This window comes from Humiphilus diazotrophicus (assembly GCF_059726315.1).
In genome coordinates this window covers 154,818-167,833 of record NZ_AP040869.1, presented here as the reverse complement: position 1 = coordinate 167,833, position 13,016 = coordinate 154,818, and the positions used below count along the sequence as shown (strand labels likewise).

The following is a 13,016-nucleotide window of genomic DNA, read 5'->3' as shown; positions in this document are numbered from 1 at the left end:
GCAATGCAGCAGCATAATTGAGGCTCCCCATTGACGGTTTTTCCTTGGGATATTCCATCCCTGGTCCTAGCTACAGTGGACCCTGGAGAGGAGAACGAAAGAACGAAGAGTAAATGTCCTCTCGTTCGGAATTGGGTTCGGTACTTATGCATTGACTCTGCCTCTTGAGTGACTTACTTTCCAGTCCTACTTTTTTTGTCAATGCACGCCGATTCACAGATGGCATGGGCTACATAACCGGCAGCGGTCGCAAAGGCACGTCCATCCTTATCCATCACTCCAGTCATCGGATCGATCCCTTCCGAGATAATGCCGCCATCCCAGTTACTCTCTCGCAGGATCTTCAAGGCCCGGTCGTGTCCCTGCTTTAATAGCAGATGGTCGGCTACTGCCCAGGAGGTTGTGAACGGAAGCCGATAACTGCCTGGTAATCCGTATTCCCGATCAGAGTATGAATACTGATATTGCGAAGAGTGTAGCCATTGATATGTGTGCTGAAAGAGGGGATCGCTCTCTGACACAAAGCCAAGCGCCGGCAATTTCATCAAGGATCCCGGCGGTACATCGGCGAACAGAGGTTCTTTATTGTCGGTAGCAAAAGCAAACATCTTGTTTTCAGAAGCAGAGGGATTGGCAAAGACGCCATTTTTCAAGATTGCCTTGCGTAGGTCTTCTGCACGGGAGGCGGTTTCTTTTGCGGTCTTCGGTTCGCCTAGGTGTTTGAAGAGCATTTCCAGATCCGACAAAGCTCTCCAGGTGAGGACATTGTCATAGATCAGGAATGGCTTCTTTTGATATTCATCCTGTGAATCCTGCAATGACGAGTACAGTCCTGAATCGGAATCATATCGGGTCAGTAATCGATCACGGAGAAAGAATACGGCCTCGCGATGTGCCCGCAGAAATACGTCATCCCCGGTCGCTTTGACGTAGGCAGCCAGGGCCACAAGAGGTGCAACACCTTCATCCAGTTGGAAGCCATCTTCAAGCACAATGCCATCGATGAAGCGGCTGTGTGTGCCCGTATTCCGTAGCTGTGGACCCAGAGCATAATCGAGAGCCTCCCGTGCCAGTACCGGATCAATATCGAGTAGTCCGGGGAAGCTCCACAACATGGCATCGCGATCCCAGTACGCTGCTGAGACATAATAACGAGGGCTACGGGAAGTGACACCTACCACTTGCTCAGTGTCAATTGTCTTTCCCCAGGCATAAAAGGCGGTAAAGAGGAGGTTACGATTCATCAGGAGATCGAGATCCGTTTGTCCGGTGGTACGGATTCGCTGATGGCACCAGGCAGCTGCATCTTCGATCACCTTATTTGCGCCGGCCCTGTCAAGCATTTCGCGCAGGGCCTTGGCCGAATGTGGTGCGCTAAACTCTTCTACTCCAACTCCCACCACAAACAGAGCTTCTGTACTACTTCCAGGTGCCAAGTTCGCAGCATGTGCGGCATCAATTCCGGGAGCGAGCGAAAGCGGCGGTGCTATCACTTTCCCTTCTGACTCAGGGTGAATTATGGACCAGGCAAAATGAGTGTCACGTGTAACGAAGCTAAAGACCTCGCTTTTATCCATCCAAGTTGCGGGGGCAACGGTTCGATCGCCACGCATGAGTACGGGAAGATAGGTTACTCGACTCAGAGCGCCCCATGATGCTTTCATCCCCAAAGAAACAGAAACTGCTGTCTTTTGGTGATTGGAAACTGTAAGACGCACAAATGCTGCTCTCGATCCTGCAGGCGCACAATAGGTAAGCGTCATCTCGATTCCGTTAACCGTGAGGTGTGCCGTCGGTATCCAGTACTCGATTAGCTCCCAGCGGGGATTGCGAAAGGGAAGGGGCTTGCCATCGACAGTAAAATATGGCTGCAGTACTGGAGAACCCTGTTCTCCGGTAACTTGCAGGAGTCCTCGGTCCCTGAGTGAAAGCACATTGAAGCTGTTCAAAGCGCCGTCGAGTGCCCGTATGTCCGGAAGCGAGATCCACTCGTTACCGGTTGGGATTACATCGTCTGGCTTCAAGGTCAATGGAATTTTCTGTGTTTCCATTGCCATACAGCTCACACAGGTTATGGAAGAAAGAAGAACAAGACACAGACTACGGAAAATATGCCGAGAGGCTTGGATTCTTAGAGGCATGCAAGTGAACTTTCTTTCCCGGAAATCGATAAACCTATACAGCCTTTTTGCAGAAATGTTGCTTTCCGAAAGGCACGCAGAAAACTAAAGATGTTCTTTTTACATGCATAGGCAATCCACTCTTCAGGTCTCCATCCAGTAATGAGTGATCGCACTATACCTTCGTCTGGTGCAGAGAGAGTTTCCATTACAATTTCAGCTTCCGATTTTGTCGTGGAGGCGCGGTAGATTTGCGTATGACTAGCTCTGTTTTTAATGAATACTCAGCGCCACGGTGGCGTTTCGATTGAAGCATCTTTTCTAGGGCGAAGAAAGCTGTTTCTCCAAGCTTCTCTCTCGGCACATTGATTGTGGTAAGCGACGGCCGGGTCAATGTCGAAAATGAGATGTTGTCGATGCCCACGATAGAGATATCGTCTGGTATTCTCACTCCCGCTTCTTCCAAAGCACTTATTGCGCCCATGGCAATAAGATCGCTGCCACAAAAGATGACCGTTGGAATCTCCGGAGTATTCAGTATGTCTTTGACCGCCAGGGCCCCTGCATCCACACAATAGCGGCTACTTTTTGAAGGACACAGCTCCATCCCTTTCCGTTCCAGCCGTGAAACGAGGGTTCGCATAATCATTTGAGCGGTACGGTTATCTTCCGGTCCAGCAATTACCGCGACACGCTGATGACCGAGCTGCGCAACATGATCCACTGCTTGCGCAATACCCATATCATAGTTGACCGTGATGTTACTGACATATTGATCCGCCCGGCAAAGATTATTGAAAACCACTCCGATACCAGTATTCGTAAGCTCCTGCGTAGCAGTGTCATCGATCGAAGAGGTCATGATGGCTACGCCGCTTACATCGCTCTCGACAAACTTTCGAACGATCGACTCGGTACGTGCTTTGCTGTATTCGGTATTCAGGAGAAGGACATCAAATCCGCGATCCCATGCCGCTTTTTGAAAGCCCCGGATGACTTCTGGGAAAAAAGGGTTTGCGATATCGGAAATAACTAGACCAAAGAGATTGTTTCTGCCGGTCGCCAACCTTCGGGCATGAATATTCTTGTAGTAATTAAGCTCATCAACTACCTCGAGCACGCGTTTTCGGGTGTCCTCGGCAATGTAATGGGTATTGTTGAGGACACGCGACACTGTTGCCAGGGAAACCCCCGCTTTTCGTGCCACATCCCTCATCGTGTAGACCATCGGATACACCTGTCTCTCTGACTACGTTTTTAGGACCGCCTCGGTTTTACCCGTTTGACCGGTCGTGGAAATATTATATGAAAGCTGTTTCAGACGACTACATTGATTGCAGAATTGAATGTTTTTCCTCGGAAATTCAGGGATAAAAGTCAAAATTGCCGAACCCCGACATGAGCTCGAGCATAAAGATCGGCCTAAGTGTCATCTCGAACCTTGATGCTCATCGACTTTTTAAACGGAAGGCGATCTCCGCTGAATTCAGCATCTTCGAAATGAGCTATTGACAATTTTCGGTTTCCAGTGCGCTAATGGAAACCGGTTTCTGAAATCGGTTTCCTAAATAGTTTGCGCCCCCTCCGATTGCCAGTCTTAGACATGCTGGCGGAATCGCAGGGCAGATCTGCGGTTCCGATATGTTTTGAACAGAATTAATTCAGGGATTTTGACGATGACTCATTTTTTCAAAGACATTCAAATGGAACCGAGCACATTGCGGAATATCTTATCTTCCGCAATTGGTAAGAATAAAAGTAAATATGTGCATGCTGCGGAAATTCTATCTCGATATCCGGTTCTATATATTGTGGGAATGGGGGCAAGCTGGCATGCAGGGATGGCCGTGGCGTCCTTTTTTCATGCGCGCAAACGACCTGCTGTACTTCTTGATGCCAGTGAACTGCTGTATTATGGCGTTCTACCGGAACAGTCTTGTGTCCTGCTCTTATCCCGCAGCGGAAAGAGTAAAGAGGTTGTCGATCTCTTGGGTGAGTTTCACCAGCGGAATATTACGATCATATCAATCACCAATGACTCCCGCAGTCCAATGGCACTTGAATCGGATTGTGTCATCGATCTCGAATCTCCCTTTGATACCAATGTTTCGGTCTCTATGTACTCCGGAATTGCTTTAGCAGGTTGTTTGCTTGCCGCTCTTTCGTGTAGAGAAGAATTAGAGCAGATTCAGAACATTCTGGATGCGGCTCTCGCAGGTGTTCAGGAGTTGATTGTTGACTGGACCCAACAACTTGACGCCAGTGATTGGCTCGGTATCGATTCCCCGTACTATTTCCTTGCCCGGGGAACAAGTGTAGCAAGTTGTAATGAAGCACGGTTATTGTGGGAGGAAGCCGCAAAAAGTGTTGCCACAGCGCTGACAACTGGAGGATTCCGACATGGTCCTCAGGAGATGGTCAGATCTGGTCTGAGAATTGCGATATGGCTGGATAAGGACCATCTGCTAGAACAAGACTTAATGCTGGCTCGGGATCTACAAACTCTTGGTGCAAAGGTACTGTTGATCGGCCAGCCAGTTGAAGCACCTTTTGCCGATGTCTACCTCAGGCTTCCTGTTGTTTCTTCAGAATGGCAGTTCGTTATTGATATCGCACCTATTCAGATTGCTGCTGAGCGATTGGCACGGCTTGCAGGAAGAGACTGTGATTCTTTTCGCCTTTGTTCCTACATTGTTACCGATGAAGGTGGCTTGTCTCTCCAAAGCGGTGAGAGCAAATTGACTCAAGGAGACCCCCGGTGAAGTCCGCTCGCTGGCTTCTTTACGTCCTCACGACTCCCGTACTTTGGGGAATCTGGGGTGCACTTACCGAATATCCGGAAAATGGACTTCGCCTCCTTTCCCTGCAACACTCGGCTACGTTGTCTGGTCTGCTGCTATGGTCCCGGTGGCATGTTTTGTTCTTTGGCGTAGCCATTGGAAGGATGGAGATCAAATCCAGCAGGCCTGGAAAGTGCAATTCCCAAGGCCTCAGCCACTTTTAGAGCAGCGGACCAGGAATCGCCGCGAGCTTGCAGGGGATATTGTGTCCTTGCTCGATTCCAGCTCTCGCCAACGGCAAACCAGTCAATTTGTCGAGGCGGAGTTCCTGCCTTTAGCGAGTGCTCAAGGTCATCAAAATAGATCTGCCAGCGCATGCGATAGTAGTCGTGAGTCAGCCCTGCCCAGTCCTTATTGGCATAATCTCTTAGGCCCGCTTCACTGGCGGTCCGGTTACCCCATGTAGTAAGGATTGATCGCGCATCATACTGCAATCGCTGGCGTTCCTGCTTACCCGAAGCCCATGGAGAAACAGCTGCGAGCCATGGGCCAACGAGGAATGAACTGTTTGTTGCCAGCAACTTATCCTGCAGATCCATCATGGATAGCCACCGGTCCGCGAGTATGTGGAGACCCGCTTGATCGCGACGGGCATAAGCATCTTTGATCTGTGGAAGCACTTTCCGACTCCAATTAGCAAGAGTCTGACGCGCTACGTCGACAAGATCGTACTGATAAGTGGGGTTAGCGCGGATATCAGGCCCTACCTGCAGCAGTTCGGCAAGAGCATGAGCAAATTTCTCTGGATTGTACCTAAGCTGATCGGGAGCCCAGGAAGATGCGGATACCGCATCGAGGCGTGGTTGTGCATTAAAAAGAGATTCCGGTGGGGCATCGCGTTCGCCATGATCTGCAATTCCATCCGCTCGTCCTCCGTATACTGTCTCTACTAGAATCCGCCAGGCACCACGTGCATGCGGGTCGTCGCGTCCATAGCGACGCTGTGCATATTCGCCGGCCCATTCGACCAAGTCTACGGGCTCAGTACGCCAAGCCATCTCCGTGAACAAATCGAACGCCGCAGGATTGTTATCGAGGCCCTCCGAAAAGAGTGCTGTCCCTATCATTGTGCTATCGGGACGCGAACCCAACCGAGGAAGACGGACAGCATAGTCGTAGAGGTTTGCACCCAGAGTACTGCGTCCACCAAAATTCCAGAGTCCTCCAAAGAGATAGTTTGCACCGAGAAAATCGTGCTCGCGTTGTTCCCGGGGAGTCCGCCCCTGCTCAATATCCACAATCAGCATGTGACTACGATCGACGGCAGACAACAAGGCGGGATCGGGATTATTTTGCCAAGCGAGAGTCATCCACAATGCATTGGGGTGGGAGCGCTTTAGCATTTTCTGAATGCAATCGGCGGCGGCGGCCACGGGCACATTACCCGGCGTGCCCCCCTCCTGAAACAGTTCTATATCGTAGATGTCGGTGTCGCCGAAGATCTCCTTCTGATGCCGATAGAAGGATGCGGCTAATTTAGCAAAGAGCGGGTCACGCGGATCTAACCATCCGGGTCTTTCAAAACCATTCCACGATCCCTGCTCAATTACGTGTGCACCGGCATGGCGTTTCGCAAAATCGGCAGGGACCATCCCGAAGTAGCCGGGAAACACAGGCGTGATGCCGAGCTCGCGAAGATGGGCAACAATCTCTCTGGCCGAACGAAGGCGCCGTGCGAGAAGCTGACGTGAGATGGGCTCGTCGAAACAGCACAGGTTACCCATAAGTTGCCAATTCTGATGGGCCGGCTGAGTGATCCACTGGCGAATCTCTCTATCGGAATAGCCAAAGTCACGGAAAGTCTCGTAGAGCACTGAATCCATGCCTCGCTCTACAAGCATTGCATTCACACCACTTGCTGCCAAAATGTCGATCTCACGTTGCCATCTGGGCCAGCTCCAATATGGTGTGGAATAGCCGTCTGTATTTTCATTGAGCGCATATCGATATCGATAGCATGTCTTCTTTTCGATCGGATTCGCCGGAGCCGGAAGACGACCTTTGAAATTGAGCTGATCCCCGTTAGTAGAGATTTGTTGGTGTACTTCGTATTTCAGATACCAATTCACTCCAAATAAGGCAGCAACATTGCTAGTAGCCGAAACCTGGATATGTCCAGTTACTCCCGAAATATGGAAGCTGTCGCAACCATCATTCCGCTGCAAAGTTGTTAAGGTGATCTGTTGTTCCAATAACGGTATGAGACGGCGGAGGGTTGCCCGTGCGGGACGAAGCTGACTAGATGAGATCACAATAAATAGGAGAGATATGAGGATAACCAACTTACGTCTAGGGGAAAAAGGGGAATGGGTTGTCACGGAGCAGCCGGATCTCCTCAGTTCTGGAACTTTGACACATCCTCGTTGTCAAATCCTCTAACTCTGGTCACATTCAGTTTCGTCTGCAAAAAGGGTGAGATTCTCAGTACCCAGCAACTTGGGTAGATGCTCTTCGAGCAACCCGAGAATAATTTGAGTTTGGGTGACACTGTGGCGTTTCGATGCGATCTTCAAGCGCCTTTTCGTGCCGATTGGCATGTTTATATCGAGACGAACACGGATTGGTTGCTTTCTAGCTTCGGCTTCTTCGGCGGCTCGAATCCGCTGGATTAATTCCGGAACTCTTTCGCTAAATGTTCTCTCAGCTGCCATGGGTGCACTTTATCACTAGATGTGACGCGTTGCAACTACATGTGTATGAGCTGTACAGACCGGGGGACCCCACTTCTAACTGTCTTCACTCAATGTGAAGGCTAAGTAAGGAAACCCGGTCTGTACAGCTCGTGTGTATGGAAGGCCCTAATTCAGAAAAAGGCTGAAGGTGAGCGCATCCGGCTTACCTCATCCGACAAGTAGTATTTTCTGAGGATCTGCACTTCTCACTGTTCTCTATGCCAATGGGGAGGGTGTCGCTAAGAATATCCCACTCGCCATTCTGTTTGCCTGCAAACAGGGATAGGCGCCAGCAGAGTACGACGGCCGCGTCGAACACCTGAAGGCTCTCGAAAATAATCCTGCCCCGAAAGGTAAATTCAATTTCTGCGACGACGCAACTAGTGGTTTCATGGCTGGTTTCTGTGCATCGTTACAAAGCGACCTTCAAGAGCGAGAGCTGAAATCGAACGAGAAAAACTTACGCAGATGTGAACTGTAGAGCAAAAAACATCCTTTGCCGCGCTTCTCAAAGCTCGCGACCTCTATGCAGCCAAACATGGCTATGGCGAAACCGACCACAGCGGCACAGCCCATGCTGCCTCTGAAATCGAAGCCATCGACGAAGTGAAGAACAAGTTCCAACAAGAGTTAAGCGTCTTCGAAAAGGGACAATTGCCGCAAGGCGCATCCGACAATGCCCAAAGGACCGGCGCTGAACCGAACCGCGTCTATCACTCCACCACGGAAAACACAGGTGGACACAAGAACGACATCGGAGTTGTACAGCCTACTGATATTCGTGATGCTGAGCGTGCATGGATTAGCTATCGCGATGCCTGGTTTACCAAGGAGCGCATCTGCACATTCGATGGCGACCATGCCGGCCGTAAACCATAGATACATTTTGTGAGGAGAAAACTTTAAGCAGAGAACCTGCGCAATGCAGGATATAAATAGATAAATGTGGCCCATCCCATTAGGTCACCGCCAAAAGATATTCATTGGACTTCTCAAGGAGCTTGAGATGAAACTCTTTACTCATTTTGCCGCTGTGTTTCTCACGCTGTGCCTGCCATGCTGCTCTTCGGGGCAGGATGCGGCTGCCGCGTCCAGTGCGGCGGTCGTTCCGGATGGCTCTGTGTTGGCGCTGGGCGATTTCTGTTACACGATTACTGCAAAGCAGGATGGAAACGAGCAGCCAGTTGGCGTCGTGTTCCAGAGCATCCAACGCCAGGATGTGAACGGTGTCGATGCGCTAGCCGTTATCGTGCATCAGCATCTTTCCAGCGGAAAGTTCGACATGCGTGACAGCTTCCTCCTGCGGCGAAGCGATCTTCGCCCGATCCGCCTGGATACGGATCACAACGGAGCGCCACACGTTCATCTGGATTATGCTGCGCAGCGCATCTCGGGATGGAGGATGGTGAATGGAGCCAAGAAACCTATCGATATTGCATTGGATGGCCCTGTATGGGATGGGAATCTCTGGGGTGTCACCTTTGCTGCACTGCCTCTAAAAATGGGCGGAGACTATCGGATTCCAACTTATCAGTATGACAGCGGGAAGGGTACATTTCTTGTCACAGTGAAGGAAACAAGAAAGATCGATGCTCCCTCGGGTGTTGTGGATGTCTGGGTGCTCGAGGCTGGTTTGAAGGCCGACAAACGTGTTAAGTATCTGATCGGCAAGAATCCGCCCCGAGACCTTGGGTATCTGGCCGGACCAATGTCGCAGCATATGGGCGGAGACTGCAGCGGCCTTCACTAGACGATTTGCTCTATACGGAGGATGTGATAGATGACCATTTTCAGGCATTGCACGAAATTCATGGCTCAATTCCTTCTGTCGATTGGAGTTGCTCTTGCGGTATCTCCAAAGGATTTCAAAGCTGATAATGCGAGCGTCCTTGTCCCACACGTGCAACCGGGACAAACGCTCAGCGACATCACCTATCGCGTGATTGCATTACATGGAACAGGATTTGATGAGCGCGTGGTGCAGATGCCAGCTACCGGGACATTTATATTCCAGCCAAACGACGATCCGTCCACAATCAAGTGGAAGTTTTCGGTGCGAATGGATGGAAAGACAGTCATTGAGAATGTGCTAGGCGAGTACCGCGATGATGGGCGCGTCCAATGCGTTAATGGCCGGTGCAATGAGATGACCGATGCCAGCTCTCCCTTCTACAATCCCACATTTTGGGGCAAGCCGATCGGTCCGCTAGCTCCGGGAAAGACATGGAACGTCGAGCTAAAACAACCTTGGGAACTGGGTCCAGCGGGGATGCAAACGATCACCGTTCTGTCAGTTGATCATGTAAGCGGTATCGTCGTCCTCAAGCGAGAAGGCGAGGGAGTTGGCCCTTATGAGGGGAAACATGACTCAACTACGGTGAAGAAGGATGGTAAGGTGATCCGGGTTGATACCAAATATGGCAAGGCGCATTGGGTGGGGCAGGCCGTTTTCCAGCATGGCATTACAGTGAGCGATGAATTGTTAACCATCACGCCGGTCGAAGTATCGTCTCCCGAAATTGGCGTTGTGCATGCAGAAGAACGCCAATACATGTCTCTGCTCCAGCATCCAGATCCTATACCCGTTTCTGTGGCCACAATGTAACCAGGAGTAAATGATCTTGGTATCTTCGGACTGCTCGGACCTTGCCTGAAGGTTGTCCGAGATACGGTTAGTTGAAGACGCTTTATCACTATATTGTAAAGGGTTAGTACGCTATATCGGCGAACGATATGTTTTGGAGGAGTTCCGAAGAACACGTCAACTTCTTCCTTATTTCAGCTGAATGCTCGGCAAATGTCAGGGGCAAGCAGGCGAAAGCATCGCTCACACTTACGGCAATGTGGTAGTTGAAGTAAGGCTCTCATGAGCGCTCTTCTTGCTCCCTACTCTCAGCTCCTGGCTTGGCGCCTGAGGGAACCTCAAAGCGTTCTACGTTTCCCATCCGAGCGGGGCTTTCCATGAGAAGGTTGCTTTGCGTCAAGAACCAATCCCAGTATTCTTTAGAGTGGGTAATTCTTATGCGCTCAGACGATATCGAGGTGCCTCTAAAGGGCGGCAATGTGGCCGACTCGGTGGTTCGGATCGGACAGACTGTCCGCAAGCCGGTCACGAAGTCCACCTCAAGCGTAGAAGCATTCTTGGCGTACTTGGCTGCGTCAGGTTTCTTGCATGCTCCGCGCACCTTAGGACGCGATGAACAAGGAAGATACATGATCGAATATGTTGAGGGGAATCCTATAACTAATCCCGCATCCCTCACATCCGAAGAACTCTTTGAAATATCGTCCGCTATCAGAAGCCTGCATGATCTCGCGGCAGGTTTTCCAATACTTCCTTCACAAACCTGGGAAGTGGCAATACCGCCAGACCGTTCGGAACTCATCTGCCATAATGACCTTGGACCATGGAACCTCATTCGCAACGAAGACAGATGGCTATTTATCGATTGGGACGGAAGCGGGCCTTCTTCTCGCCTGTGGGATCTCGCTTACGCGGCGCAGAGTTTTATCCCTCTGATTGATGGTGGTAACCCAAGCAATGATGCAAGCCGCCTTCGTACGTTCTTGGATGGGTACGGCCTCCAATCGGAGGAGCGCATCTTGTTTCCGAACCTACTCTACCGTCGCACATTTGCGATGTATCGGCTGCTTGAGGCTGGAGCAAAACACAATCTTCAACCTTGGGCAGGGATGTTCTTAGCGGGTCACGGCGATCACTGGCTAAGAGCCAGTCAATACATCGACAAACATCTACCCGAACTAACCTCCTCTCTTTCCTTGTAGACCATTAGTTCTTCAAATGCCGAGCGAAGGTTGTCGCCCCCTTCCATCCGCGCTCTGAATAGGCATCTGTATGCTCGGTGCAAGCTGGGCGTTACGCGACACAGCCGGTGCTGCCACCTGTTCCGCAGCCTCGCTCGCCCTCTTGTGAAGGGGAGTTGCCAAACCCGCTGGACGGAGTTACCGAACTCGGCGTTCGACAATCTTTTATGCAGCCGCCGTAGCGGTCAATGTCGTCTGGCGTAATGGCCGATAAACCTTTCCCGTTATCCAGAGATGATGAAGAACAGCCGCCAGCTTCCGTAGCAGTTACAGCAGCGCGGATTAATTCTGCATGACGGCTCATGTTATATATCACCCCCGATTCGTTCCTAGGAGGGTGCTCCAAGGTTACGCCATAAGCGAATCTCCGAACATATAGTGTAAACAACTGTGTTGCACATAATTCGACGCCCTCAGTCCTCTCGTCAGCAATATCACGAATTCGTCGGCCATTGCCAGAAAAACGGGCGCAAACCTGAACACGGTGTGCTAAATGAACGGGGCGGGGAAGAACCGTTTAGTGGTAAGTCTCAAGCTCAATGAGACAATCTTCCTCCATTGCGAATCATGCGGAAGAGTTTTAATTGCAGAAGCACCTACTTTTAGTGTCAGAGTTGAGAGGCCGTGCAGTGTGGAGAGAGCGCTCAGACAAGGCGCAAAGAGTGGCGTGATTTGAGCGTTTGTCTGGAGTTCATTTTACCAGCGAAGCAGGTAGCAATTCTGCATGGCCAAACTCCAGTAGGCTGGCTCCCCGCATCCACTCAGCGAAACCGGTTACTAAAGGTAATAAGATGTGAGGATCGGCGATGGGGTTTACGGCATATTCAAGGCAACGTTGCATTGTATGTGCTTGATTCGGATAGTACCTTGAGAAACACTGACAAGAGGGATAAAGGTCACGGGTGTATCCATTTTGGCGCCTCATAACGAGAAGCATGCCCGTGCGCAGAAATGTTTTCATGATGTCCCGGCAGAGATCTTTCTTATCCTTTTCTCCATTGGCGTCAAGAAAGGCCTTAAAGAAGTTGTCTATGAGGTGGGGAAAGACACGAAACCATTCTTCTGCAATGGGCGCGTCTGCTTTGTATCGAGGAATCTCCGGGAGAAGATCCTGGCCCCATATACACACGGCAGAGATCTTCATCATGAAGCGATAGTAGTGGAACGGACCGTGAACGGCAGCGAGAGCGATGTGTGAAGTTTCGAGGCTTGTGACGAAAGGGAAGCAAGCGCGGAATTCTGGCAGCTTCTCGCTGGGCCACGGCGGCACCAGTGAATCTTCAGTGCCGACCGGATCATGAAGCACTGCGAACAGGTCGAGATCGGATATGCCCTCCAAGGCAGTTCCGCGGGCAACAGAGCCCCGCAAATAGAGGCTGTGAAGGCGTTTGCCCAGTCGGTCGACTTCAACCTGCCGTGCAAATGCTAGCGCTTCCGTCCATGGCCATGTGATTTTCTCGATGCTGGAGTCGGAGAGGAAGTAGCCCTCCTCATCTGTCTGAAGCAAGGAACCCTCTTTGAGAATCTCGTTCATACCTTTCATCTACCCCGAATTCCGT

General features: G+C 50.8%; 10 protein-coding genes. 5 read left to right on the top strand and 5 right to left on the bottom strand.

What is annotated here, in order from left to right; genetic code table 11:
• Nucleotides 1-173 precede the first annotated feature (173 nt).
• Nucleotides 174-2,051 (bottom strand): glycoside hydrolase family 125 protein, encoded by a 1,878-nt coding sequence (locus AC6I7T_RS00615; RefSeq protein WP_497788255.1) that lies wholly within the window; start codon nucleotides 2,049-2,051, stop codon nucleotides 174-176.
• Between the two features lie 277 nt (nucleotides 2,052-2,328).
• A complete protein-coding gene (locus tag AC6I7T_RS00610) occupies nucleotides 2,329-3,327 on the bottom strand; it encodes a LacI family DNA-binding transcriptional regulator (RefSeq protein ID WP_497788254.1) in 999 nt (332 codons plus the stop codon).
• Nucleotides 3,328-3,796: 469 nt separating this feature from the next.
• On the opposite strand from AC6I7T_RS00610, the gene AC6I7T_RS00605 reads away from it, so the two are divergent.
• Nucleotides 3,797-4,882, top strand: a complete 1,086-nt coding sequence (locus AC6I7T_RS00605; RefSeq protein WP_497788253.1) for an SIS domain-containing protein — start codon at nucleotides 3,797-3,799, stop codon at nucleotides 4,880-4,882.
• A 134-nt stretch (nucleotides 4,883-5,016) separates the two neighbouring features.
• Here AC6I7T_RS00605 and AC6I7T_RS00600 read toward each other — a convergent pair whose 3' ends face one another.
• Nucleotides 5,017-7,278: an alpha-N-acetylglucosaminidase gene (locus AC6I7T_RS00600; protein ID WP_497788252.1), complete on the bottom strand. Its 2,262-nt coding sequence runs from the start codon at nucleotides 7,276-7,278 to the stop codon at nucleotides 5,017-5,019.
• Between the two features lie 960 nt (nucleotides 7,279-8,238).
• Between AC6I7T_RS00600 and AC6I7T_RS00595 the strand changes: the two genes are divergently transcribed.
• The 4 genes from AC6I7T_RS00595 to AC6I7T_RS00580 all read left to right on the top strand — a co-directional run bounded on the left by AC6I7T_RS00595 (nucleotide 8,239) and on the right by AC6I7T_RS00580 (nucleotide 11,418).
• Complete coding sequence (locus AC6I7T_RS00595) at nucleotides 8,239-8,511, top strand: hypothetical protein (RefSeq protein WP_497788250.1); 273 nt, start codon at nucleotides 8,239-8,241, stop codon at nucleotides 8,509-8,511.
• A gap of 127 nt (nucleotides 8,512-8,638) precedes the next feature.
• Nucleotides 8,639-9,382, top strand: a complete 744-nt coding sequence (locus AC6I7T_RS00590) for a DUF3108 domain-containing protein (protein ID WP_497788249.1) — start codon at nucleotides 8,639-8,641, stop codon at nucleotides 9,380-9,382.
• A gap of 30 nt (nucleotides 9,383-9,412) precedes the next feature.
• Complete coding sequence (locus AC6I7T_RS00585; RefSeq protein ID WP_497788248.1) at nucleotides 9,413-10,237, top strand: hypothetical protein; 825 nt, start codon at nucleotides 9,413-9,415, stop codon at nucleotides 10,235-10,237.
• Between the two features lie 416 nt (nucleotides 10,238-10,653).
• Nucleotides 10,654-11,418 (top strand): phosphotransferase, encoded by a 765-nt coding sequence (locus AC6I7T_RS00580; RefSeq protein ID WP_497788247.1) that lies wholly within the window; start codon nucleotides 10,654-10,656, stop codon nucleotides 11,416-11,418.
• Nucleotides 11,419-11,509: 91 nt separating this feature from the next.
• Here AC6I7T_RS00580 and AC6I7T_RS00575 read toward each other — a convergent pair whose 3' ends face one another.
• The gene (locus AC6I7T_RS00575; RefSeq protein ID WP_497788246.1) at nucleotides 11,510-11,761 is read right to left on the bottom strand and encodes a hypothetical protein; all 252 of its coding nucleotides are present in this window, start codon (nucleotides 11,759-11,761) and stop codon (nucleotides 11,510-11,512) included.
• Between the two features lie 387 nt (nucleotides 11,762-12,148).
• Entirely contained in the window at nucleotides 12,149-12,991 is an 843-nt protein-coding gene (locus AC6I7T_RS00570) for a nucleotidyltransferase domain-containing protein (RefSeq protein ID WP_497788245.1), read from the bottom strand.
• Nucleotides 12,992-13,016: the final 25 nt, after the last annotated feature.